At 58.3% G+C, this 24,766-nt stretch carries 20 protein-coding genes and 1 pseudogene; 7 read left to right on the top strand and 14 right to left on the bottom strand.

All coding sequences use genetic code 11. The annotated features are described in order from the left end of the window. Positions 1 to 62 precede the first annotated feature (62 nt). Complete coding sequence (locus tag MUN80_RS23690) at positions 63 to 1,010, bottom strand: DUF8428 domain-containing protein (RefSeq protein WP_244717006.1); 948 nt, start codon at positions 1,008 to 1,010, stop codon at positions 63 to 65. 113 nt (positions 1,011 to 1,123) lie between these two features. Between MUN80_RS23690 and MUN80_RS23685 the strand changes: the two genes are divergently transcribed. Genes MUN80_RS23685 through kdsA form a run of 3 tightly spaced genes read left to right on the top strand, consistent with a single transcriptional unit; the run spans position 1,124 to position 2,891 of the window. Beyond that, the gene (locus MUN80_RS23685) at positions 1,124 to 1,732 is read left to right on the top strand and encodes a methyltransferase domain-containing protein (RefSeq protein ID WP_244717004.1); all 609 of its coding nucleotides are present in this window, start codon (positions 1,124 to 1,126) and stop codon (positions 1,730 to 1,732) included. Between the two features lie 10 nt (positions 1,733 to 1,742). Further along, entirely contained in the window at positions 1,743 to 2,024 is a 282-nt protein-coding gene (locus tag MUN80_RS23680) for a hypothetical protein (RefSeq protein ID WP_244717002.1), read from the top strand. A 42-nt stretch (positions 2,025 to 2,066) separates the two neighbouring features. Beyond that, on the top strand, positions 2,067 to 2,891 hold the full coding sequence (gene kdsA / locus MUN80_RS23675; protein ID WP_244717000.1) for a 3-deoxy-8-phosphooctulonate synthase: 825 nt from the start codon (positions 2,067 to 2,069) through the stop codon (positions 2,889 to 2,891). Between the two features lie 72 nt (positions 2,892 to 2,963). Here kdsA and MUN80_RS23670 read toward each other — a convergent pair whose 3' ends face one another. Together MUN80_RS23670 and apaG are read right to left on the bottom strand one after the other, a co-directional pair. Continuing rightward, the gene (locus MUN80_RS23670) at positions 2,964 to 3,734 is read right to left on the bottom strand and encodes an O-methyltransferase (protein ID WP_244716998.1); all 771 of its coding nucleotides are present in this window, start codon (positions 3,732 to 3,734) and stop codon (positions 2,964 to 2,966) included. A 153-nt stretch (positions 3,735 to 3,887) separates the two neighbouring features. Continuing rightward, positions 3,888 to 4,274, bottom strand: coding sequence for a Co2+/Mg2+ efflux facilitator ApaG/CorD (apaG, locus tag MUN80_RS23665; protein WP_100338944.1), 387 nt, complete (start codon positions 4,272 to 4,274; stop codon positions 3,888 to 3,890). A gap of 108 nt (positions 4,275 to 4,382) precedes the next feature. Here apaG and MUN80_RS23660 point away from each other — a divergent pair. After that, a pseudogene (locus tag MUN80_RS23660) lies at positions 4,383 to 5,047 on the top strand (uracil-DNA glycosylase). A 100-nt stretch (positions 5,048 to 5,147) separates the two neighbouring features. Here MUN80_RS23660 and lepB read toward each other — a convergent pair. The 9 genes from lepB to MUN80_RS23615 all read right to left on the bottom strand — a co-directional run bounded on the left by lepB (position 5,148) and on the right by MUN80_RS23615 (position 18,435). Then, on the bottom strand, positions 5,148 to 6,350 hold the full coding sequence (gene lepB / locus MUN80_RS23655; RefSeq protein ID WP_244716996.1) for a signal peptidase I: 1,203 nt from the start codon (positions 6,348 to 6,350) through the stop codon (positions 5,148 to 5,150). A 141-nt stretch (positions 6,351 to 6,491) separates the two neighbouring features. After that, positions 6,492 to 7,211, bottom strand: coding sequence for a 4-hydroxy-tetrahydrodipicolinate reductase (gene dapB / locus MUN80_RS23650; protein WP_244716994.1), 720 nt, complete (start codon positions 7,209 to 7,211; stop codon positions 6,492 to 6,494). Next, complete coding sequence (locus MUN80_RS23645) at positions 7,208 to 7,867, bottom strand: DUF5683 domain-containing protein (protein WP_244716992.1); 660 nt, start codon at positions 7,865 to 7,867, stop codon at positions 7,208 to 7,210. Before MUN80_RS23645 ends, dapB begins: the two co-directional genes overlap by 4 nt. Positions 7,868 to 7,877: 10 nt before the next feature. Further along, a complete protein-coding gene (locus MUN80_RS23640; protein WP_244716990.1) occupies positions 7,878 to 8,840 on the bottom strand; it encodes a ParB/RepB/Spo0J family partition protein in 963 nt (320 codons plus the stop codon). Between the two features lie 453 nt (positions 8,841 to 9,293). Continuing rightward, positions 9,294 to 10,925 (bottom strand): family 43 glycosylhydrolase, encoded by a 1,632-nt coding sequence (locus tag MUN80_RS23635; RefSeq protein WP_244716988.1) that lies wholly within the window; start codon positions 10,923 to 10,925, stop codon positions 9,294 to 9,296. Positions 10,926 to 10,976: 51 nt separating this feature from the next. Continuing rightward, positions 10,977 to 12,026 (bottom strand): glycoside hydrolase family 43 protein, encoded by a 1,050-nt coding sequence (locus tag MUN80_RS23630; RefSeq protein WP_244716986.1) that lies wholly within the window; start codon positions 12,024 to 12,026, stop codon positions 10,977 to 10,979. A 159-nt stretch (positions 12,027 to 12,185) separates the two neighbouring features. Then, complete coding sequence (locus MUN80_RS23625) at positions 12,186 to 13,757, bottom strand: RagB/SusD family nutrient uptake outer membrane protein (protein WP_244716984.1); 1,572 nt, start codon at positions 13,755 to 13,757, stop codon at positions 12,186 to 12,188. A 32-nt stretch (positions 13,758 to 13,789) separates the two neighbouring features. After that, positions 13,790 to 16,891, bottom strand: coding sequence for a SusC/RagA family TonB-linked outer membrane protein (locus tag MUN80_RS23620; RefSeq protein ID WP_244716982.1), 3,102 nt, complete (start codon positions 16,889 to 16,891; stop codon positions 13,790 to 13,792). Positions 16,892 to 17,334: 443 nt separating this feature from the next. Then, the gene (locus tag MUN80_RS23615) at positions 17,335 to 18,435 is read right to left on the bottom strand and encodes a glycoside hydrolase 5 family protein (RefSeq protein ID WP_244716980.1); all 1,101 of its coding nucleotides are present in this window, start codon (positions 18,433 to 18,435) and stop codon (positions 17,335 to 17,337) included. Between the two features lie 463 nt (positions 18,436 to 18,898). Here MUN80_RS23615 and MUN80_RS23610 point away from each other — a divergent pair, with 463 nt between their 5' ends. After that, positions 18,899 to 19,969: a glycoside hydrolase family 43 protein gene (locus tag MUN80_RS23610; protein ID WP_244716978.1), complete on the top strand. Its 1,071-nt coding sequence runs from the start codon at positions 18,899 to 18,901 to the stop codon at positions 19,967 to 19,969. Between the two features lie 164 nt (positions 19,970 to 20,133). Continuing rightward, positions 20,134 to 21,177: a LacI family DNA-binding transcriptional regulator gene (locus MUN80_RS23605; protein ID WP_244716976.1), complete on the top strand. Its 1,044-nt coding sequence runs from the start codon at positions 20,134 to 20,136 to the stop codon at positions 21,175 to 21,177. A gap of 86 nt (positions 21,178 to 21,263) precedes the next feature. On the opposite strand, the gene MUN80_RS23600 is transcribed toward MUN80_RS23605, so the two are convergent. Continuing rightward, positions 21,264 to 22,076: a ParA family protein gene (locus MUN80_RS23600; protein WP_244716974.1), complete on the bottom strand. Its 813-nt coding sequence runs from the start codon at positions 22,074 to 22,076 to the stop codon at positions 21,264 to 21,266. A 102-nt stretch (positions 22,077 to 22,178) separates the two neighbouring features. Then, complete coding sequence (locus MUN80_RS23595; protein ID WP_244716972.1) at positions 22,179 to 22,859, bottom strand: metal-dependent hydrolase; 681 nt, start codon at positions 22,857 to 22,859, stop codon at positions 22,179 to 22,181. 150 nt (positions 22,860 to 23,009) lie between these two features. Between MUN80_RS23595 and MUN80_RS23590 the strand changes: the two genes are divergently transcribed. Continuing rightward, complete coding sequence (locus MUN80_RS23590; RefSeq protein WP_244716970.1) at positions 23,010 to 24,677, top strand: ABC transporter substrate-binding protein; 1,668 nt, start codon at positions 23,010 to 23,012, stop codon at positions 24,675 to 24,677. The last annotated feature ends 89 nt before the right edge of the window (positions 24,678 to 24,766 follow it).

Raw genomic sequence — 24,766 nt, 5'->3', positions numbered from 1 at the left:
AAGCCCCGACGCAGGTCGGGGCTTTTTTATTGGGCTTACTACTAGCAGCGTAGTGCCCCGACCTACTTGAGTGTGAAGGTCGATTTGCCAATCATTACGCCGCCGGAATACAGCTCCACGGTGTGCAGACCGGTTTTGTAGGGTGCGCCCTTGGCGTAGAGGAACTGCACGGGCTGGCGGGTGTTGTCGAACACGATATCCTGCTTGGCCGTGTAGAAAGCCTCCGAGCCTTCAATCATGAAGGTGCCACCACCGGTGCTCAGGTTGTAGAGGGCCGCGCCGTCGGGCTCAATTAGGCGCATCATGATTTCCTTGGTTTCCTTCGGCGACACGTCGTTGCGGGCCAGGTTGAAGGTTACTTTCACCTTCTCCACGCGCTTGGCCTTGAACTCGTTATCGTCGTCGTCCTTTTCCTTGTTGCGCGAGTTGACCACGCCCACGCGGATATTCTCGGCCTGCAGGCGCGAGGCAATATTGACTTTTTCGGTCAGCTCCTGGTTGGACCGCACCACCGTGGTAATTGTGTCGGTAAGGCGGTTCTGGCGCTCTTTCAGCGTATTGGTTTCGGTGTAGAGGGCTTCATTGTCGCTTTTCAGCTGAGCAATTTCCTCATCTTTCTTCCGCAGTTGGTTTTCGAAGTTGGCGGCGCGCTGTTTGAAGCGGCGCTGCTCGGAAATAGAAAAGCTGCCGGCCTTGAAGGAGCGCAGCTTGAGCAGATCGGCATTGATGGACGCAATTTTGGCTTCCAGCGAGTCGTTGGCCAGGCCCATACCCTGCACTTCCTGGCTCTGGCGCTCGAAATCGGCTTTCAGCGCTTCGTATTGCTTGATCTGTTCTTCCAGCTTGGCATCCTTGACTTTGATATCGGCTGTGAGCTGTTCATTTTGTGCGCCCTTTTGCTGGTTCATATAAAACAGCACGCCGTTAATGCCCAGCAGAACCAGGATCAGGGCCACTATCAGCAGGACGCGGTTGTTGTTCTTGGGCTCGGAGCTTTGGTCTTGTTCCATTGCGGGAAAGGGTTAAATGAAGCCCGGACAGTCCGGACGGTGGGTTACCTTTATGCACAAAAATAAAGGGATTGCCTACCTAGGCAAGTTTCGCGAATAAATACTACATCCGCATGCATTCGGATTCAGAGCTTGATGCCGCCTACTGGAGCGGGCGTTACAACACCGGGCAAACCGGCTGGGATGCTGGCGCGATAACGCCGCCCCTGCGCGATTATTTTCAGCAAATGAGCCTGCCCCACGCGGCCCGCATCCTGATTCCGGGTGCTGGTCGGGGCTATGAGGCTGAATATCTGCATACTGCCGGTTTTGAGAATGTTTTCGTGGCCGATATTGCTCCCGAAGCCTTACGTGACCTGCACCAGCGGGTTCCCGGATTTCCGGCCGAACATCTGGTGGAACAGGATTTTTTTGCGCTACCCACCGTGCCAGCCTATGATTTAATCGTGGAGCAGACATTTTTCTGCGCCCTGAACCCCGGATTACGCCCCGACTACGCCCGGCAGTGCGCCGCGCTGCTCCGGACCGGCGGCACGCTCATGGGTTTGCTCTTCGACACCGAGTTTGCTGCGGCCGGCCCACCGTTTGGTGGGAGCCGAGTCGAGTATGAAGCCTACTTCGCGCCTTATTTCGACTTCGTGCATTTCGCGCCGGCTTTTAATTCTATCAAGCCCCGGCAGGGCAAGGAGCTATATATGTGCCTGCGCAAAAAAGCAGGCTAACCGAAGATCAATGTGGAACCTGCTCTTGCTCTTGCTCAAGCTTCTACTTGGCAGTGTGGCGCTGCTGCTAGCTTTGCTGACGGCATTGTGGGGCTACGGCATTTATAACTCGATTGGTCGGGTGCGCACCCAGTCGGCGGCCGGTGAGTTCATGACGCCGAATGATGCGGACGTCTACCCAATCTTTTTTGTTTTCTGCGCCGTGCTGCTCTGGGCCGTTATTTCATTGTTTCGTGACATCCCTTGGCCCTGGCTTTCGGATAATCGCCGTAGAAAAACAGGTGCCAACTAAGATTCTGACGACCTTTGTCTGCTACACTTCCAGAAACTACCTATGATAGAGTCCCTCACCGCCGCGCTGCCTCACTTCCGCAATACCAACTCCGGTCAGTTTTTTCTGATGGCCGGACCCTGCGTCATTGAGGGCGAAGACATGGCCCTGCGCATCGCCGAAAAGGTGAAGCACATGACCGACAAGCTCCAGATTCCCTATATTTTCAAGGGCTCTTACCGCAAGGCCAACCGTTCCCGCCTGGATTCCTTTACCGGTATCGGCGACGAAACGGCCCTGCGCATCCTGCAGAAAGTAAGCCGCGAAATCGGCGTGCCTACCGTGACCGACATCCACGAATCCGACGAGGCGGCCATGGCGGCCGAATACGTGGACGTGCTTCAGATTCCGGCTTTCCTGTGCCGACAAACCGATTTGCTGATTGCGGCCGCCAAAACCGGCAAAGTCGTCAACGTAAAGAAAGGCCAGTTCCTGAACGGGGAATCCATGCAGTTTGCTGTGGACAAGATTAAGCAGTCGGGCAATGAGCACGTAATTCTTACCGACCGGGGCAATTCCTTCGGCTATTCTGACCTGGTGGTGGACTTCCGCAACCTGCCTGCCATGCGCAGCTTTGGCGTGCCCGTGGTGATGGACGTAACCCACTCTTTGCAGCGCCCCAACCAGGCCAGCGGCGTCACCGGCGGCCAGCCCGCCCTGATTGAAACCATTGCCAAAGCCGCCATTGCCGTTGGCGCCGACGGTCTGTTCATCGAGACCCACCCTACACCTGCCACGGCCAAATCAGACGGCGCCAACATGCTGGCTCTCGACCAGCTAGAGGCCCTGCTGGTGAAGCTCACCCGCGTGCGGGAAGCTGTGCGGTAGAGTTTAGTGGTCTGTTCTTAGTTGTCCGTTCTTACTAACAACGGACAACTAAGAACAGACCACTAAAAAACGCTAGGGAGCTAGCGGCTTAACGCGGTTCAGGAGCTTGTCTACTAGATTGTTAAAGCGTAGGGTGAAATGCTGCTTGGGCTGATTGGTGCGAAAAAAGACCAGCCCAATAAAGAACAGGTCGATGGTGAGGCGCACGTCGGGGTGCGCCTTGATGGTCGTCCAGGCTTGTTCCATTTCGGCCGACCAGTGAATGTCGTCCAGCACAAACACGCTTTGCTCGGTGCGGTAGGGCAGGCACTGCTCGAAATAGCGCACGGTAGGTTCATAGCGGTGGTTGCCGTCGAAAAAGGCGAAGTCCAGTGGCGCAGTCAGAGCGGCCAGAGCTGGGGCCAGCGTCTCATCCAGGTTCCCCTCGACTACCTCGATATTGTGCAAGTTCAGTCCCTCGAACGTCTGCCGCGCTACGGCTGCGGTCTGCGGGCAGCCTTCGAACGTTAGAACCCGGGCCCGGGAATCGGGGGAGGCCAGGTAGGCAGTGGTAAGCCCCAGTGACGTGCCTAGTTCCAGAATCGTGCGGGGCTGGAAATGATTGACCAGCCGATATAGCAATTGGCCGAAGGGGCGGGGCTTGGCCGCTGTGCGCACAATGCTGCTCAGGCGGCGCTGCCGGCCCGCCCCGGTATGGGAGCCGGCCCCAAAGTCGCGCACCGTTATTAGGGTATCATCCTGGCGAAGCTGTGCCCGGCGTGCTTCAATGGGCGCGTAAGCAGCCCGGACGTTGTCGGCACTGATGACTTGCGTGTAGAGTCCAAAAACGAACGGGGAATGCAACCCATGTGCATTCCCCGAGCGGAACAAAAAGCGGATGTAACTGAAAGCCTGGAAAAGCAAGAATCGGTGCTTAGTGCCTGGGATATAGTGCTTGGTAGGGTAAAGTTACCGTTCGAGCCAAGCACCAGGCACCAGGCTCGAAGCACCAAAAATCTAGTTCAGACGGTAGGGGACTACCAAGGTAAATTCCGGAATTTCGACGCTGAACTCACGGCCGTCCACGAGGCGTTCCATCTGATAGGAGCCGCACATCTTGCCCAGGCCCGACTTTAGGTTGCAGCCCGACACGTACTGGTGCGACTCGCCGGGCTCCAGCACGGGCTGCTGGCCCACTACGCCTTCACCTTCCACTTCGCGCACGACACCGTTGGCATCGTAGATGTACCAATGGCGGCGCAGCAGCTTCACGGTGTATTCGCTGCCGTTGAGAATATCAATCTTATAGGCAAACACGTAGTGTTCCTGAGCCGGGCTGGAATAGTCCGGCAAATAATTGGTCGTAACGCTAACGGTAACGCCCTGCGTAGTCGTCGTATTCATGGCTCCTGTGCGGTTCTGTGAAGGACTAACAACCGTGTCCGGAATTTGGTTTATCTACGCAGCAGCACCCCGAATGGGAGGGCCAATTCGCAAAAAAACTTTCCCCTTATGTCCGTAAAGATAGAAGAAAGCTGGCGCAAGGTACTCGCCGACGAGTTCGAAAAACCATATTTTCAGCATCTGCTGAATTTCGTACGGGGCGAATACGCCACAACGACCGTGTACCCGCCCGGCCCGGCCATTTTCCACGCCTTTGATGCCTGCCCGTTCGACCAAGTCAAGGTCGTTATCCTGGGCCAGGACCCTTACCACGGCAAGGGGCAGGCCAACGGCCTTTCTTTCTCCGTGGCCGAGGGCGTACGGACGCCACCTTCCCTGCAAAACATCTTTAAGGAGTTGCAGGATGATATTCCGACCACCCCGCCACCGGCCAGCGGCAACCTGGACCGGTGGGCCCAGCAGGGCGTGTTGCTGCTCAATGCCACACTTACAGTGCGAGCCAAGGAGCCCGGCTCCCACCAAAAGAAAGGCTGGGAGCAGTTCACTGACGCCGTCATTCAGAAAATTTCTCAGCAGAAAGAACACGTCGTCTTTATCCTTTGGGGGCCTATGCCCAGAAGAAAGGCGAGGTCATCGATGAGAAAAAGCACCTGGTTATTCGCTCGGCCCACCCGTCGCCCTACGCCGCCGACCGGGGCTTTTTCGGTTCCCGCCCTTTCAGCAAAACCAACGCTTACCTGCAGCAGCATGGCCAGCCACCGATAGAGTGGTAAGGAAAACAAAAAGGCCACCCGAGCGGGTGGCCTTTTTATTGAACTCTAGCTAATCGTCTACAAGATCAAACTAATTCAGAAAATCCGACGAATCCGTGGCTCAGTCAATGAAGTTAAACAAACGGCTCCAGCGGATTTTATGGAAGGCGTCGGCGTAGGGGTCTACCGACATCCAGATTAGCACGGCCTTGCCCACGATGTGGTCTTCGGGCACGAAGCCCCAGTAGCGCGAGTCGAGCGAATCGTGGCGGTTGTCACCCATCATGAAGTAGTAGTTCTGCTTGAAGGTATAGCTAGTCAGGGGCTTGCCATTCTGCAGCAGCACGCCGTTCTGCATCGTCACGCCCTCATTGTGCTCGTAGCGCATGATGATTTTCTGGTATATAGGCGTGTTTTCGGGCGTCAGCTGCACCGTCTGACCTTCCTTAGGTAGCTGCAAAGGCCCGTAGTTGTCCTTGTTCCAGGTCTTGGCTACGTTGGTAAAGACGGGGGTGCTGTGGGGGTAGTCGGGGTTGTTAGGGAACACCTCCGCTTCACCTTGTCCGGCCGGAGCCTTATCCTGCACGACGCCTTTGATGAAGGGTTGCTTGCGGAAATAATCGGCCGTTTGGGGTGTAGCATCTACCACGTAGGCGGGGCCCATCTGGGTCATTTGGGCCTGGGGTACGCCTGTGGGGCTGTTGAAGTCCGAAATGCCCTGCTCCTGAAATACCTTGTCGCGCACAGGCTCATTTACCTGCAGGAAATAGCGGTTCTGGCTCTGGGGCGGGTTCTCGGCAGGCTTGCCGTTCACGTACACCTGGGTGTCCTTTACTTCCAGTACGTCGCCAGCTACGGCTACGCAGCGCTTGATGTAGTTGGTGCGCAGGTCGGCGGGGTGCTGGTCTTCGAAGGGCACGTTGAAAACCACCACGTCGTTGCGCTTCACTTCCGAGAAGCCGGGCAGACGGTAGGAGGGCAGCTGAATAGCATCGGAGTAGCTTTTCAGGCTGGTGCCCCACACCGTCTGGTGTGTAAGCGGAACCTGAAGCGGGGTTTGCGGAGTGCGCGGCCCGTAGTGCAGCTTGCTCACAAACAGATAGTCGCCTACTAGCAGGGAGTGTTCCATCGAGGGCGTCGGGATGGTGTAGGCCTCGAACGTTGCCCAACGAATCAGGGTCGCCGCCACGACGGCAAACAGGATGGCGTCGCCCCATTCCCGAAAGAAGCCCTTTGGCTTTTTGTGGGGCGTCGAGGTCGTATTATTAGTAGTGGCAGCGGCGTTGGCAGCGGCAAGGCGCTCCTCCCAGGATTGAACAGCCATAAGTCGGCAAGATGAAAGCGAATCTGCGGCCCGGTCAGGCAGCATTAGAACGCTGTAATATCTGAATAATTACGTCGGCAGCACATAGCTCCTCACCAACCTGGGCTGCCCGCTAGGCCAGCGCCCTGGTCGGCAACCGTATTACAATCCCAGCAAATCTTTCATTCCAAACACTCCCCGATGACCCGGCAGCCATTCGGCGGCCAGCAGGGCGCCCAGCACAAACCCGTCGCGGGAGTGGGCCTCGTGGGAGAGTTCAATCTGGTCGACGCCGGAGGTGTAGGTCACGATATGCGTGCCGACCACCTGGCCTTCGCGCTCCGAAATGATGGCCAGCTCGCTCGGGTTCTGGGTGGCTTCGTTGCGCCAAGTAGTTTTGCCGGGAAAATTCCGCAGAATGCCTTCCGCCGCCGTTAGAGCCGTGCCGCTGGGCTGGTCGACTTTCTGGGTGTGGTGAATTTCCTTGACCTGCACGTCGTAGCCGCCAAACTGATGCATTTTGGCCGCGATGTACTCGTTGAAGTGGAAAAACAGATTGACGCCCACGCTGTAGTTGGAAGCGTAAAACAAGGCACCGTCTTTCTGCTGGCACAAGGCCTGCGCTTCGGCAAAGTGGTGCAGCCAGCCCGTGGAGCCGCACACCACCGGAATTCCCTGCTGCAGACAGGCCATGACGTTGGCAAAGGCCGCATCGGGGTGGGTAAACTCAATGGCCGCGTCCACGGTCGAAGAGTCGAAATCGGTGATGCTTACGGCGGGACGGGTAGGGTCGACGATACCAACAATCTGGTGGCCGCGGGCCACCGCTTGGGCTTCGATGGCCTGGCCCATTTTGCCGTAGCCAATCAGGAGCAGCTTCATTTAAGGGGGCGCCTGGAGCGCGTATTATTCAAGGTAAGAGTAAGGGAGAAGCCCGGCGTAAGGGCTGCCGTGGGCATCCAGATCAGGGTCGGCTGCCACTGCAAGCCCAGGTCGTCGCTGATGTCGAAGTCCTTGAGGTGGGCGTCGACGACAGCGTCGAGGATGGTCAGGCCGTAAGCCACTGCCGTGTAGGCAATGAATACGTCGCGCTGGGTGCGGTATGCCCGAAGGTAGCGCTCGGCCCGGGTGCTGTCCGTCAGCAGGACTGCGTTCGGGCCCGAAGGCTTGCGACCCTGGGCGAAGTCCTCCAGCGCCGTGAGGGATTCTTTGTAGCGGGTTTGGTAGAAAAACTCGCCGTAGAGCGTGCCACCGATGGCGCCGTACACCAGTGGCAGCTTCCAGAACTTGCGGTTGTAAATCTGGCCGGCCCCGGGCAGCATAACCGCTAGCAGCCCGGCCTTGGAGGGCCGGGTCATAGCAATGCCGAACAGGGAGGCCGTGCGCCGGGCGGAGTCCGTGACGATGGGCGTGCTTACCGCCAAAGAGTCGGGGCCGGCCGTCACGACCTGGGCCCGGGCCGGGGCCCAGGTCGTGACGGCCAGCAGCGTGGTGAGCAGTGCGACTACCGCGGGTAGTTGGCTCCGATTGCCGGTCATCAAATAGGGTTTAAGCAGGTTGCAGAATATGCAGAATGCGCTGCATGTCTTCTACCGAGTCAAACGCAATTTTGATTTCACCATTGCCCTGGGGCCCGGGCTTCACCAATACTTTGCTGCCAAACCGGTCGGAGAGGAACCGCTCGGTACGGCGCAGCTCGGCCACCGGAATAACCACCTGAGTATCCTGCACGGCTTGGGCATTGGGGGCGTCGGCTTTCCTGGGCGAGGCCAAACCAGCGCGTACCAGCTGCTCCACCTTGCGCACCGACAGCTCCTCGGCCACGATGCGGTGGAACAGAGCCAGCTGCTGCTCGGCGTCGTCGATGTTGATCAGGGCGCGGGCGTGGCCCATGCTGATGACCGTATCGCGCAGGCCAATCTGAATATCGGGCGGGAGTTTGAGCAGGCGCAGGTAGTTGGTGACGGTCGAGCGGTTTTTGCCAACCCGGTCGCCGAGCTCTTCCTGCTTGAGGTTGCACTCGCTCACCAGGCGCTGGTAGCTGAGGGCAATTTCAATGGCGTTGAGGTTTTCGCGCTGAATGTTCTCAATCAGGGCCATTTCCAGCATCTGCTGGTCGTCGGCCTTGCGAATGTAGGCCGGAATCGAGTCGAGGCCGGCCAGCTTGGAAGCCTGCAAGCGCCGCTCCCCGGAAATAAGCTGGTAGGCGTTGGTGCCGGTCTGGCGCACCGTCACGGGCTGGATGATGCCCTGAATCTTGATGGATTCGGCCAGCTCCTGCAGCGCCTCCTGGTCGAAGTGGGTGCGGGGCTGGTAGGGGTTTGCCTCGATTTGGCCGACGGGAATGAAGCCTACGGAGTTCATGGGATGAGGCACCAGGCCCACCCGCTCACTTTTCTTTTCGTAGCTGCCTTCAATGAGGGCGTTCAGGCCGCGGCCCAGGCCGCCAATCTTGCGTTTGGCTGCGGCGGGAGCCGCCGGAGCGTTTTTCTCTTCGTTCTTCTCTGACATACCGACATTCCGTTTCCACCCAGTGCCAGGGGAAAGCAGGATTCAAAAATACACAAACGACCGGGAAGCGGCAGAAAAAATGTTCCACGCAACAGAAATAGTCGTGGAACATTGGCGGGGGAGGCTGGCAGTCAATGGCTTGAAGCAGCTGTCGGCTGCCGTGACAAAGACGACAAAGAAACAGTAGCTACAACAACGCCCCGTGACCAGCGCAATGGCGTGTAACCTCTTTACAATGCCTGTCGAAGGAGTGGCAACGCATTGCGTCCGGAGCGCGAAACGCTGAAGCCATGCAGCATCATAAATTATACTGTGGCTTTGCAGGCAGGTTCGCAGCAAAGCAGACAAGTATAGTCACTCGAAGAGGTATAAGCGCATAAGAAAGGCCGACAAATCTTGTCGGCCTTTCTTATATCATGAGAAGTAAAAGCTTGGCTGGATAACCGAGCCGGGCTATTTGCCGGTGGCCTGGGCCACGGGGAGCTGGCTGTCGAGGCGGAAGCTTTCAAATACCGCCGTGGCCGTGGCCGGGCCTTTAGCTAGTACGCCGGCCCGCACGCCCCGGTCCCAGGGCGGCAGATAGGTACCGTTGACGGGAGCTGTGAGGCCGGGCAGGTTTTGCCAGGTTTTGCCGCCATCCGTGCTCCAGGCAAACTGGAACTGGTTGCCGCCCTGGGCCTGCATTCGCAGGGTGAGGGCGGCCGTAGCGGGAAGCTTTACTTCGCTCAGGGTCTTCTGCTTGCCTTTTTCGAGCTGCCAAAGCTGGAGCTTGCCGCTACCGGCCGTCAGGGCCAGGGTGTTTTCCGGGTCGCCGTGGGCAGCAATGCCGGCGACGGTGCCGGCGGGCAGCTTGGCGGGGCTAAGCAGGGTAGTGGTGGCGGTGTACTCGGCCGTGAGGGTGTGCTGGCCCAAGACGGCGCCGCTGTGCTGGGGCCGGGCCCGGAGCAGGAGCTTACCGCCCTGCAGGGCCACGGTGGGCCGCTCCTCGATTGGCCACTGCCAGGAGGGTAACAGCGTAGGTTGGTCGAACTCGTCGTTGAAGGCGCGGGGTGCTACCGGGGCCGACCGGGTCGGAATAGAGTTGCTGTTTTTGAAATCGGGCCAGTCGGAAGCTGTCCAGGTAAACTCGCTGATGACACCCTGACGGCCCACAAACTCGAAGCTGTTCGTATCGTAGGCGTGGTGCAGCATGTACCAGCGCTTGCCGCGGTTGAAGACGGTGCCGTGGCCGGGGCAGGCCCATTTCTCATTTTTGGTCAGGATGGGGTTCTTGTCGTACTTCTCCCAGGGGCCAAGCAGGCTCTTGGACCGGGCTACCCCGATGCCGTAGGTGCAGGTGTGGCCGCAGCAGCCGTTGCCGGCATAGAAGGCGTAGAAATACTCGTTGCGCTTGATCATGCAGACGCCTTCCACCAGGTTGCCTTCCCAGGGGGCGGTATTGCGAAACAACTCCTTTTTCTCGCCCACCAGGGCCGTGTGCTCTTCATTCAGGCGCTGGGCCCAGATAGGGGTGGGCTGCTGGATGCTGTTGCCGTCCTCTTTCCAGATCAGGTAGAGCTGGCCGTTTTCGTCGCGCATCGGGAAACCATCGATGGAGCCGTCGGGCTGGGCCACCATCGGGCCGTGGTCGGTGTAGGGGCCCTCGGGCCGGTCGGCGCTGGCAATGCCGACGGCCAGGTTGCCGCCTTTTTTGTGGGCCGTATAATAGATGTAGGTCTTGTTGCCTTCTTGACTGATTTCCGGGGCCCAGAAGTAATAGTCGGCCCAGGCGGGCAGCTCCTTGGGAAACACGTGGCCCACAAGCTTCCAGTCAATCAGATTGGTGGATTGGAGCAGGGGAAAGGCCGGGCCCCAGTTGGACGAGGTGGCCGTGGCCCAATACGTGTCGCCGACCTTAGTAATGGACGGGTCGGGAAAGTCGCCGGCCAGTACCGGGTTGACGATGTTCAGGGCGGGCACATCAGCCTCGGCTACGGTTTCGGCGGTAGTGGCGGTAGGCGTGCTGACGCTGGTAGTGGCGCTCTGGCAAGCCCCGAGCATAAGGCCCAGGCTAAGTACCAGCGGATTTTTGAGGGGAAAGACCATGAAGAAAGCAGCTTGTGGGAAAGAAAGTAGCGGATGGAAAGCGGGTCACGCTTATTCGCCGGCCGGCTTGGGCAAAGCGGTGCCGACGGCTACCGGGGAGCCGAAATTAGGCGTGCCGTCGGCATTCCAGGTGAACTTCTGCATCCGCGGGCTCCGGTTGTCGCCGCAACCCTGGCCGGTTTGCGGGTTGGCGTGGTAGATTATCCAGTCCTCGGTGCCGTCCTTGCTTTGAAAAAAGGCGTTGTGCCCAGGACCGTAGGCTTGGCCGGCTGGGTTCTTAACAAACACCGGCGTGGCCGACTTGGTCCAGGACGTAAGCTTCAGGGGGTCGGCGGTGGCGGAGGCCGTGAGCAGGCCCAGGGCGTAGTCATCGGTGCTGCAGTGGCTGGCCGAGTAAACGATGAAGGTTTTGTCGCCGTGCTTCAGCACTTCAGGCCCTTCGTTGACGGCCGGGCTGCCGTTTCGTTCCCAGCTGTATTGCGGGCTGGAAAGCTCGACCCGAGGGCCAATGAGCGTCCAGGGGTTGCTCATTTCGGCAATGTAGAGGCGCTGCACCTGGCTGTTGGCCACCTCATGACCCGACCAGAGCAGGTAACGTTTACCGTTCTGCTCCAGTACCGTCCCGTCGATGGCCCAAAGGTCGTTGCCCGGCACGGCAATCCGACCCTTGTCGACCCAGGCACCGGTGGTGGGGTCCGCGTTGGCATTTTCTAGTACGTTGATCCGGTGTCCGTCGCAGCAAAGCGGGTCGGCAGAATAGTAGATATACCACTTGCCATCCAGGAAATGCAGCTCCGGAGCCCAGATGTCGCGCTGAGTGACGCTGGCCTGCTGGGGCGTCCAGACCACGGTACTCACGGCCGAGCCCAGCTCCGACATTTTCGCCGTTTTGCGAATCACCAGGTTGTTGCCGGTGGTATGCATGTAGTAATACGTGTCGCCGCGGCGGATGACCCAGGGGTCGGGGCCGGCCGGGAGCAGCGGATTGGTAAAGGTGGTGTTCGTGGGCGGGGCCACGGTGGGCTGGGCCGGAGCAGACTTCTGACAGGCTAGGGTCAGGGCCAGCAGGCTTAGCGGGAGCAGGCGGGAAAGGGCGAACATACGGGAAGGAGTAAGGAGCAAAAAATGGGGCAGCATAAAAGCCCATACCTCAAGCATGGCAGTGGCCTGGCAATGCCGTGCCGCTGGAAAATAGAAAATGAAAGGGCCGCTCCGGCACGGGGGCGGAGCGGCTCTTTCATTTTCTGAAGCAGAACCAGGCTACCACTGCGAGTTTTGTTGCAGGCGGTTCAGGTCGACTTCCGTTTGCAGCAACGGCAGCAGGCGCGACTTGCCAACAATGAAATTATTGAAGTCAGGGTCGCGGGCCTTGAGCTCGTTTACCTTGGCCGCATCGGTCAGCAGATCCCAGCGCTGCAGATCAAACCAGCGGACACCCTCGCCCGTGAGTTCCGTCACCCGCTCGTGCATCAGCTGGGTGCGCAGGGCCTCTCGGGATAGAGTGCCAGGCAGCGGCGCCAGGCCGGCCCGCTGGCGGACCTGGTTTACCAGCGGAATGGCCATGGCAGGATTATTCTGCTCATTCATCGCCTCCGCCTGCAGCAGGAGCACATCGGCGTAGCGCATCACCCGATGGTTAATGGGCGAGTCAAAATCCTCGAACGTGCGGTAGTAGTCGGTCTGGTACTTGCGCCAGTACACGCGGGAGCGGTTGCGGGCCTCGTTGCCATAGCGCGTCAGAAATCCTACGCCGTATACCAGCGTATCGGCATCGGAGGCCAGGGCCGTGGGAAACTGCGTCTGATCTTTACGGTTGTAGAACACGGTAGCGGCCAGGCGCGGGTCGCGCTGCCCGGTAGCCGTGGGCTCCTGCAAAAACTCGCGCACCACCCAGGGCCGCACCTCCCCGTCGTTGAAGCCATAGCCGGGCACGCCCCAGAACTGGGAGCGCTGCCCGCCCTGCGAGGAAGTAGCATCGGGGCCGTTACCGGCATCATTGCCACCTTTCTTTTCGTCGGTGAACTGTACCTCGAAAATAGATTCCGAGTTGTTTTCGGTGGTGTGGCGGAAATTATCGGTGTAATTAGCCGCCAATTGGTATCTGCCCGAACTGATAACCTGCGCAAATTGCGCCTGCGCATCGGCCCAGCGCTTGTTCTGCATGTAAGCTTTGCCCAGCAGCGTCGTGGCCGCACCCTTGGTGGCCCGGCCTATATCGTTGCCGGTGTAGGATACCGGCAGATCGGCTTGCGCGGCTTGCAAGTCGCTGATAACCTGAGACCACACCTGGGCTTCGTTGCCTTGGGGAGGCACAGTGTTCAGGTCGGTAGCGGTGGCCAGTACTAGCGGCACATTGCCGTAGAGCGAGACGAGGTTGAAGTAGCACAAGGCGCGCAAAAAACGGGCTTCGGCCAGTACCCGCTTTTGCAGGGTCGCGTCCATGCCCTGAATGCTGGGCACTTTGCCCAGGACTTGGTTGCAGCGGTAAATAGTGCGGTAATGGTCGCGCCAGATGTTGTTCGACACCTCAAAGTCGTAGTTCGTCTGGATGAAGTGCGTGAAGTCGGCCAACTCGCCCCAGGGGCTTTGACTAAAGCCAGTATCATCGCGCAGGTCGAAGGCAAAGTTGAGCCAGCGTCGGTACATGCCCAGCCCTTGCAGGCCGGCGTAGCAGGCGTTGGCTGCCCTCACCGCGTCGTCGCTAGTCTTAAAAGAACCTTCCGAGGTCGGCAAGTTGGGATTCACCTGGTTGAGAATATCCTTCTCGCAGGCCGTGGCGCTCAGTAGTAATACACTGGCCAGGCCCAACCGAGTCAAAAAAGAAGCTTTCATATCCGTGGATGATGTAGATGAGTGGAAAGGGCCTAGAAGCCAGCCTGAATGCCCAGCGTGAAGGAACGCAGGTTGGGGTAGGAGCCTTCGTCGACGCCGCGGGCCAGGTTGTTGCCCAGGGTATTGAAGGCTCCGCTACCCACGGTTTCGGGGTCGTAGCCGGTGTAGTCGGTTACCGTAAACAGGTTCTGAGCCGTAGCAAATACGCGCAGGGAGGCCACATACTTGGTTTTTTCAAGCGTGGCTTTGGGCACGGTATAGCCCAGTTGCAGGTTCTTCAGGCGCAGGTAAGAGCCATCTTCCAGCCAGCGCGTCGTGTTAAACCGGGCATTGTTGCCGGCGGCGTCACCGTTCTGGGGTCCACCCGATTTGATGGCGCGGGGCGTCGTGTTAGATGGGTTGGTCGGCGTCCAGGGGCTGAAATCTGCGCGGTAGTTGCTGTTGTCGGCCGTGTTGTCGGTCAGAAACTTGCTCAAGTTCATCACGTCGTTGCCCTGCACGCCCTGTAGGAACCCCGTCAGGTCGAAGCCACCGTAGCCCAGATTCAGGTTCAGACCATACTGCAGCTTCGGGAACACCCGGCCCACGTGGGAGCGGTCCTTGTCATTGATGACGCCGTTGTTGTCGATATCCTTATAGCGCACATCCCCAGGAGCTAGGCCGGTTGGGATGTTGGCGTCACCGGTTTGGTAAATGCCGTCGAACTGATAGAGGTAGAACGAGCCTACCTCGTAGCCCACTTCCGTGCGGGTAATGTCGCGGGGGCCACCGCTGAAGAAGTTGGCCGCGCCGCTGCCTTCACCGCCAGCTCTGCCCAGGTCCAACACCGTGTTTTTGAGCGTGGTCAGGTTGGCTGTAGCACCGTAGCGGAAAGTGTTCCGGTTATCGTTGTACCCCAGAACTACCTCAAAGCCTTTGTTCTCCAGCTTGCCCAGGTTGCGGAACGGGTTCGGACCAGCGTTGCCGAAAGTCAGGGGCAAGTTGGGGTTGATCAGCGCGTCGTTGGTCTGCGATACGTAGTAGTCGGCCGACAGCGTCAGGCGGTTGTCGACGAAGCCCGCATCGAAGCCTACGTTGGTCGTGCGCCGGTCTTCCCACCGAATGCCCGTGCTGGCATACGCCGTCTGAATGGCACCGTTGCCATTTTGAACGCTGCCATTTAATGCGTAGTTGACATTGGTATTAATGAAGCCTTGCGACAAATAAGAGCCACCGTAAGCCCCATTCAGCAAATCGTTGCCCAGGCGGCCGTACGAAGCCCGGAGCTTGAGGTCAGAAACGGCGGTAATGCCCGCAAAGAAGGCCTCTTTCGACACGCGCCAGCCCACTGACGCGGCGCCGAAGTTGCCCCAGCGGTTGTTCGGATCAAAGCGCGACGAGCCGTCGCGGCGGAAAGCAGCAGTGAGTAGGTAACGCTGGTCGTAGTCGTAGGTGACCTGTCCAAAAAACGACTGCTTTGCCCATTCATACGACGAGCCGATGGCCTGCGGCGTCTGGCTGCCGGCATCCAGCGCCCAATAGTAGACGGGACCGGTACCGTAGCCAAAGTTCACGCCGCGCGTAAACTCTTGGCGGAAGCGCTGCTGGCTGTAGCCACCCACCACGGTCAGATTGTGGTTGCCAAAGCTGCGGTCGAAGGTGAGGGTATTTTCGGCCATGCCGAACAACTCGTTGCCTTGGTTTTCGCCGAAGTTAGACAGCTGAGTGATGTCGTTTTGCCGCCAGTTGCCGTATTGGCGCTTCTGCTGGTCGTGGAAGGCGTGGAACTCGGTGGCGAGATTGAGGCGGTAGCGCAGGAAGTCGAAAATGGATACCTCACCATACACGTTGCCCTGCAAGCGGTTAGAGGTGCCAGTGTCGTTGAGCAGATCCTGGGAGGCAATCGGGTTCAGGCCAAACGTACTGGCATTGGCGTTGCCGATGCCGTAGCCGCCGGGCGTGGTGGGGTCATACACCGAGTTGACGGGTAGCATCTGCACCACGTTGTAAAACGGTGAGCCATAGAAAGGAATGACGTTAAGGCGGGTCTGGTTGGTGCGCGAAAGCATGGCATTTTCCCCAAACCGGAACCGTCCGCGGTTGAAGCCCGTGTTAACACGGAAGCTGTAACGCTCAAACTCCGGCCCCTGCACCGTGCCAGTCTGCTTGAAATAGCCTCCCGATACGTTGAAATTAGAGTTGGGGCCGCCCCCCGAAAAGCCCAGGTTGTAGTCCTGAACAGAGCCCTGCTTAAAGAACTCCTCCTGCCAGTCGGTGTCCACGCCGGCCGGAATGTTGGCGGCAAATGGCTGGCGCGGTAGCCCGGCATTGTCGTAGGCCTGGTTGTTGACAGCGGCCCATTGTGCTGCGTTCATCAGATCCAGGCGCCGCACCAGGTTTTGCACCCCACCGTTTGCGCTGAAGTTGACAGCCGTGGTGCCGGCTTTGCCTTTTTTGGTGGTAATGATAATTACGCCGTTTGCGCCCGAGGCTCCATACGGAGCTAACGCGGCGGCGTCTTTGAGTACCTGCACCGACTCCACATCCGCAGGGTTAAAGTCGCGCTGTCCTCCTTGACCCTGCACCCATAGCCCGTCGATAACATAAAGCGGACCGCTGCCGCTGGCAATGGTACCCAGACCGCGGATGTTAATGCTGGGAGCCTGCCCCGGCTGCCCTGAGTTGGTCACTTGCACGCCCGGCATCCGGCCCTGAATGGCTTCTCCGACAGAGGCTACCGGTGCCCGGCGCACTTCCTGCGCGCTTACGCTGGCCACCGAGCCGGTCACATCCTGACGGTTTTGGGTCAGATACCCTACTACCACCACGTCGGTAAGCATCTTGGCATCTACTCCCATAGCCACGTTCACCTCACTGCGCCCGCTGACGGGTACATCCTGGCTCAGGTAGCCCACGAAGGAAAAAGTCAGGGTGGCATTATCGCCCACCGTGAGCGTGTACCGCCCATCGGCATCGGTCGTCACCCCGTTGGTAGTGCCTTTTTCGAGTACGGTTACGCCCGGCATAGGCTGGCCTTTTTCGTCGAGCACCCGCCCGCTGACGGGAGCCGCCACGGGCGCGAAGTACACCGCGGACGGAGCCGCCGGCAACCGCAGGGCAGTTGCCTGGGCGTATACCGTTGGGAGCAGGAGCAAACCACATAGGGTTGCGGGCACTGGCAACCTACGGATTCTGAGTAAGGAGTTGTTCATAACACGAATGGGTAGGATTAGGTGGAAGGAGAGAAAGAGGAGTAGGAATCGTTTGCAGAAAACAAGAGGAATTGCAAACGTTTGCGTTGTAAGCCGGAAAAAAGGCAGATTTTCAGAAGACAAGGCTTCTGCGCAGGGCACCAGCGGGCGGGTCTCACTGGCATTTAAGGGAAGCCAGAGGGTATATTACCCTGTAACTATAGAGACAAATTAAAGGAATGTCAAGGAAATACATGAAATGTTTATAGTAGATAACTCATAACGCAGTGGTTTACTGGTTATGACTATTTACTAGTGAAGAGCTTGTTTGCTCGCAAACGTTTGCGTTTGTATTGATCTTTGAACTCATACAGGGCGGCCCGGTGAGGCCTGTGCTAGTAGTCAGCCTACTTCCCGTTTAGCTTACGAATCAGCTCAGTTTCCTCTTTGCGATACGGAGTGCCATCACGCCGAAATACTTCGTGAAACCACTCGGCAGGCTCACTGCCATCCGGAATCGGGGTTTCCCACTGATACTTAGTGTTGGTTTTACCATCAACGAGCCCCCAATTGATGGCCCCTACATTCTGGGTCTTGAGCATGGGCATGATGGTCGTAAAGCGCGAGTTACGGGGGCGGGCCATGTATTCGGTGCAAATCAGGGGGCGGCCATGCGTTTCCAGTAGTTCGATCAGGCGCTGGTGCACCGGGACATCATCGTAACTATGGTACGTAATGATGTCGGAGTGCTGCGCCTGATACGTATTCAGCGCCTGAAAATCCCAGGCCCACAGGCCCACACTCAGGGGCTGATCCGGGTTTACGGCCCGGGCCCAGGCAAAAACATTACGCAGCAGGGGTAGGGAAGAAGTAAGCTTGCCGGAGTTGCCCGGCTCATTATACAAGTCCCAGAGCAAGATTCGCTTGTCGTGTTTAAAGCTGTTCAGCACGTCTTGCACGTAGGGCTTTAGGGCTATAAAAGTGGCCGAGTCCCGGGAGGCAGGGTCGCCGGGGTCCTGAAGCCAGCCAGAGTTATGAATTCCCGGTTTCGGTACGGGCTGAGCCCCCACGTTAGCCTGCTTGTTCCAGCAGTCGTCGAAAAAGACGAACATCGTCTGGATGTGGTGCTTATCGGCCAAGGCCAGATAAGCATTGATCCGCTCCTTGAAGCCTTTCGGGTCCTGCTTCCAGGCCAGGCTGTGCAGAAAAACCCGCATCGTGTTAAAACCGATGCCTTCGGCAAAGCCCAGTTCCCGATCAATGGTAGCTGGGTCGAAGGTATCGGCCTGCCACATTTCCAGTTGGTTGATAGCCGTGCTGGGCGTAAAGTTGGCTCCGCTGATCCAGGGGTGAGCCTTATACCAAGCCTGCGCCCTTTCTGTCGTCCAACGCTGGCCAGCAGTCTGGGCGGCGCTACCGACAGAGCCATTGCCTCTGGTTTTAGAGTTTTGAGCGTACGTACTGCTACAGGCCAGCAGTAAGGAGATACCTAGTAGAAGCTTCTTCATACAATACGAGCGAGACTAATTACAAACGTTTGCGTGCGATTGGTAAGAAGTTGGCTATCTGCGGTAAGCAGTGGCGAGTGTGCCGCAGTAGTAGTATGGGGAGAAATATAGTGCTCATCTTTCTGAGATATATTCTATATTGTCGTTCAGGCGTTGCTATTACAGGTTTTGCAGTCCCTTGGTGTAGAGCATTGAGCTTGCTACTTAGCTTTTTTGCCCAAGGTGATAGTACCTGTAGTGAGCACTTCTACGTAAGTTCTAACGCAAACGTTTGCATATTGTTCAGCCATTGCCAAAAAGCGAATGCGCAGGCATTAAAGAAAAAGGGCTGTAATCGAGTTTGTCGGCCCCGCCAGCTGCAGTTCATGCCTTGTTTTGCTCGGCGGAAATGATCTGACCTACGGTCAGCTTGAATGCAGCTCTTTGGTAACATCCTTTCTGCTATTCCCACCAACCTTTCCTTATGCCCTCACGTCGTCATTTCCTGCAGCAAGCCAGCAGCGGCCTGGCTGCTCTGGCCCTGCATAGCCAGGCCGTAGCCCGCGCCGCGGGCCGGACTTACACCAACCCGGTGTATGCAGGCCAGTTTCCCGACCCATTTGTGCTCCGCCATCAGGGTCGCTACTATGCCTTTGGTACCACCGGGCAGGGCCGCACTGCCGATGGTCGCATCTTTACAGTACTTACCTCAGCTAACCTAGTCGACTGGAAGCCGGCTGGGGGTGCCCTCACCCCGCCGGAGGGAGCCACTGGAGCCGATTTCTGGGCTCCGGAGGTTATTTATCATCAGGGCACGTTTTATATGTACTACTCGATGGGCGGTGGCGCGATTGGGGCGGCAGTGGGGCACCGGCTGCATGTGGCTACCAGCAAAACTCCGCAAGGTCCCTACACGCAGGTGGCCTTACTCGACGTGCCCGAGAGCAAGTTTACCATAGATGCCCACCCGTTTCAGGATACTGATGGGCAGTGGTATCTGTTCTACGCCCGCGACTTTATTGACTCGGACAATGGCTACCGACCGGGTACCGGTCTGGTGGTCGACCGGCTGCTGGATATGACCCGCCTGGCCGGGAAAGGCCGCACGGTGATGCGGGCCCGGCACGACTGGACGGTGTTTGAGAAAAACCGCCTGATGCCGCTTTACGACAACCGCACTTTTGCGGAGTGGCATACGCTGGAGGGGCCTTTTGTACGCAAGCATGGCGGCAAATACTACTGCTTTTACAGCGGCGCCAACTTCCTGACCCCACGCTACGGCGTCGACTACTGCGTGGCCGACTCGATTATGGGGCCTTATTCGGATACGGGTGCCGAAAAAGGGCCGCGGGTGCTGCACGCCGTGGAAGGCCATGTGCGCGGGCCGGGGCACCATTCCCACGTTCTGAGTCCGGATGGCAAGACGGAATATCTGGTGTATCATGCCTGGGATAAGGCCATGAAAGAGCGGCAGTTGTGCATCGACAAACTGGCCTGGACTGCTCAAGGGCCTCGTTGCCAGGGACCGAGCTATACGCCGCAACCTTTGCCGTAAGGAATCCGCGGGAGGAATGTGTTCTGGTAGGCAATACAGGTACTAGTGCAAAACAAAAAAGCGCGGGCTCTCCGCAAATTTTGCATTGGTTGGCCGGTTATTTGCGTAAGTGTTGCACATCTGGTACGGAGTGCCGGTTTCTTCATTTTCAATTTACTACGGTTGTGGCCCGCACAAAAGCTTCAATTTCAGATCTGGCGCAGCAATTGGGCGTTTCGGTGTCCACGGTTTCCAGGGCCCTGAGCGACCATCCTACTATCAGCGCAGCTACCAAGAAAAAGGTCTGGAAACTGGCCCAGGAGCTGCATTACCAGCCCAACCACATGGCCGCGGGCCTGCGCAAGGGCCGCAGCAACCTATTGGGAGTCATTGTCCCGCACATTGATGGCCACTTCTTTACCATGGTGGTAAAAGGCATTGAAACCGTGGCCACCAAGGCGGGCTTCAACGTGATGATCTGCCAGTCGAACGAGGACGTGAAGCACGAGCAGAAAAACATTGAGTCCCTGCTCAGCGCCCAGGTCGAAGGGATTCTGGTGTCATTGGCCCGCAATACGCTTGACTTCAGGCATTTTGACAAGGTGCGCAAACAGGAAATTCCCCTGGTTTTCTTCGACCGGGTGCTGGATGGGCTCGATGTCAGCGCCGTGGTTATCGACGACCGGGAGGGTGGTTACCAGTCTACGAAGCACCTGATTGCCCAGGGCTGCCGCCGGATTGCGCATTTCGGCGGGCCGCTGCACCTGAATATCTACAAGAACCGGCGGCTGGGCTACCTCGATGCGCTGCAAGAAGCGGGGCTGCCCGTGGACGAGGAGCTGATTTACCACTGCGACATGACCCAGGAAGACGGCGTGACCGGTATGCAACGCATGCTGCAGCTTAAGAAACGTCCCGATGCTATCTTCTCCGCCAGCGACTTTTCCATCGTTGGGGCCTTACAGGAGTTGAAGCGGCAGGGGCTGCGGGCTCCGCAGGACATTGCGCTTTCCGGGTTCAGCAATGAGACGTTTACTTCCATGACCGAGCCCATGCTGACTTCCGTCGACCAGCGCTGTGAACAGATGGGACAGGCGGCCGTGCGGCTGTTTCTGGAGATGTTGGAAGAGCGCAGTGCCCTGTTTTCGCCCCGCCGCATCGTGCTCCAGCCTGACCTGCTGATCCGCGGCTCGTCGTTGCGGACGCTAAAAGACCCGGCGGGGAAATAGCTGCAAAAGCGTTACTGGACCCTAACAAACAACAAGAAGGCCGGCGAATCTCGCCGGCCTTCTTGTTTTACTAAAATCAGCAACACTTACGCCGCCTCGCCTTCCGTTTCCGTGGCTTCGGGTGTACCGGCTTCCACGTTCTTTTCCACGATTTCGCGGGCCAGGTTCAGGTAGCTGATGCTGCCCTTGCTTTCGGCGTCGTGCAGGATGACGGGAATGCCAAACGAGGGCGACTCCGACAGCTTCACGTTGCGGGGGATGATGGTGTCGAAGACGAGCTGCTGGAAGTGGAGCTTTACTTCCTCCACCACCTGGTTAGAGAGGCGCAGGCGCACGTCGTACATGGTGAGCAGGATGCCCTCGATTTCCAGCTCCTCGTTGAGGCGGCTCTGGATGATCTTGATGGTGTTGAGCAGCTTGCCCAGGCCTTCCAGGGCGAAGTACTCGCACTGCACGGGCACGATTACCGAGTGAGCGGCCGTGAGGGCATTGACCGTAATCAAACCCAGGGAAGGGGAGCAGTCGATGATGATGAAGTCGTACTGGTCGACGAGGGGGCGCAGGGCATCCTTCATCTTCTCCTCCCGGTTGGGCAGGTTGATCATCTCTACTTCAGCACCCACCAGGTCGATGTGGGAGGGCATTAAGTCGAGGTGAGGCAGGATATTAGTGTTGAGGATGATGTCGTGGGCATTGATGCCATCCACCATGCACTCGTAAATGCTGTTCTCGATGTCCTTCGGGTCGAAGCCGACGCCGGAGGTGGCATTGGCCTGCGGATCAGCATCCACCAGGAGCGTCCGGTACTCCAGCGCCGCCAGACTGGCCGCCAGGTTGATGGCCGAGGTGGTTTTGCCAACGCCGCCCTTCTGATTGGCTACCGCAATGATTTTTCCCATGAGTTGTAGAAGCTGTGAGCTACGTTAAAGATAGCTGTTAGCTTGTCGATAGTTAATGTTCAAAGGTAAAAAGCTGGCCGCACTTAAGCAGCCCAGAACTCTTTACAGCGAAATTGTTTCCCCGACTTGCATCAGCACCAACTCTTTACCGGCGGCTTCAGCCTTAGTCTTGGCGCTGGCGTGGTCGATGGCAATGGGGGGGAAGGTGTCGAAGTGCATGCCGACGATTTTGCTGGTGCCGGTCCAGTCGGCGGCTACCAGCGCATCGTCGATGCCCATCGTGAAATGGTCGCCGATGGGCAGCAGGGCCGCATCCAGCTTGTACCGCTCGCCGATGAGCTTCATGTCGTAGGTCAGGGCCGTGTCGCCAGCGAAGTACAGCGTCTTGCCTTCCGACTCGATGATAAAGCCCGCGGCCAGCCCGGCGTAGGAGCCGTCGGGCAGGGAGGAACTGTGGGCCGCGGCTACCAGCTTCACGGTGCCGAAGGGCAGCTTCACGGTACCGCCCAGGTTCATCTGGTAGGTGGCTTTGAGGCCTTTCTCCCCAAACCAGCTCAGCAGCTCGACCATGCCCAGCAGCTCGGCGCCGGTGTTCTGGGCAATTTCGACCGTATCGGCGACATGGTCACCGTGGCCGTGGCTAAGGAAGATGTAGTCGGCCTGAATGGCGGCTACGTCGATGTCCTTGGCTAGGGGGTTGGGCCGGATGAAGGGGTCGAAAAGGATTTTGCTGCCACCGGTTTCGAGGAGAAAGCTGGCGTGGCCGTAGTATGTCAGGTTCATGGAAAGAGCAGTAGGGCGGTGGTTTTCGGGACGGAGCTCAGGAAAAGCAACCGTAAAAAAACACGGCGAAGGGAAAGACCACAACTATTAGCCAAAAGCTAATAGCTATACGCGTAGTTTTGCACAAATATAAGCGATTCCCCCGTTCTCATGCTGTTGTCCGCCCGTCGTTTTGCTGGTTATGTTGTCCCGTTGCTCACGGCGTTAGCCAGCTGCGGCGGCCCGGCGCAAACCACCGATGCGCGGCGAGTTTTTCGCTACAATCAGCCCGAAGCTCTGACTTCTCTAGACCCGGCTTTCTCGAACAAGCAAGCTAATATCTGGGCCGTGACCCAGCTCTATAACGGTCTGGTGGAGCTGGATTCGACGCTGCAGCCGGTGCCCTCGGTGGCCCGGCGCTACGAAATTTCCCCCGACGGCAAGCGCTACACCTTTCACCTGCGGCCCGACGTGCGCTTTCACGACGCCGAGGTGTTTGCCGGGGGCAAGGGCCGGGCAGTGGTCGCCCAGGATTTCGTGTATAGCTTCCGCCGCCTGCTCGATGCCCCGACGGCCAGCCCCGGCGGCTGGATATTCCGGGGCAAAGTGCTGGAAAACGGGGCGGGGGAGCCGTCGGATACCTGCTTCGTGGCCGTAAATGACTCCACCTTGCGCATCCACTTGCAGGCACCGTTTATTCCGTTTCTGGGCATTCTGGCCATGCCTTATGCCTATGTGGTGCCCCGGGAGGCCGTGGCGAAGTACGGCAAGGACTTCCGGGAGCACCCGGTGGGCACCGGGCCGTTCCGGTTCAAGGAGTGGGACGAGGGCAACGCCATCATCTACCACCGCAACTCGACCTACTGGAAAAAGGACGAGCAGGGTAAGCAGCTGCCCTACGTCGATGCGGTGCAGATCAGCTTTATCCAGGACCGCAAAACCGAGTTCCTGACTTTTATGCAGGGCAAGCTCGACTTCCTCTCCGGTATCCGGGCGGGTAGCCGGGACTTAATCATGCACCCCGACGGCACCGTACGGAAGGATTTTCAGGGCAAGTTTCGGCTTCAGAAAGCGCCTTACCTAAACACCGAGTACCTGGGCTTTCAGCTCGACCCCACGAACCTGCGCGGGGATGCGGCTAGCCCCGCTCTGCGCGACAGGCGGGTGCGGCAGGCGCTGAGCTACGCCCTGAACAAGCCCGAGCTGATTGCCTACTTCCTCAACAACGTGGGCGTGCCGGGCCACTCGGGTTTTGTGCCGTCGTCGCTGCCCTCGTACAGTGAAAAGCTGGTGCCCGGCTATACCTACCAGCCCCAGAAGGCCCGGGAGCTACTACAGGCCGCGGGCTTTGGGCCCAATAATCCGCTGAAGCTGCGCCTGGGCACGGTGGCCGAGCGCAAGGAAGTGTGCGAATACCTACAGAAGAAGTGGGCTGAGGTGGGCGTCACGGTAAGTATTGAGGTAAACCAGTCGGCGGCCCAGCAGGAAATGGTGGACAATGGCCGGGCCGCCTTCTTTACCAAGAGCTGGCTGGGCGACTACCCCGATGCGGAAAACTACCTGGCCTTGTTCTACAGCAAGAACTTCGCCCCAGCCGGCCCCAACAAAACTCATTATCAGAGTGCCGAGTACGACCAGCTCTACGAGCGGGCTATCCGGGAGCAGGATGTGCAAAAACGCTACGCCCTCTACCAGCAAATGGACCGGATGGTGGTGGAAGAAAGCCCCGTCATTCCGCTCTATTACGACCAGGTCGTGCGCCTGACGCAGAACAACATCCGCGGCCTGACGCCTAACCCCATGAACCAGCTGGTGCTGGAGCGGGTGCGTAAAGACTAGAGACGAGGCGGCGCTTATTTCGGGCGAATGTGGCTGCGGGCTAAACCCACGCGTTGGCTAACGGTTGTTGGTATATTCACCCAGCCCTA

It is taken from the genome of Hymenobacter cellulosivorans (assembly GCF_022919135.1).
Lineage (GTDB): Bacteria > Bacteroidota > Bacteroidia > Cytophagales > Hymenobacteraceae > Hymenobacter > Hymenobacter cellulosivorans.
This window is presented reverse-complemented; position numbering and strand designations above follow the sequence as displayed.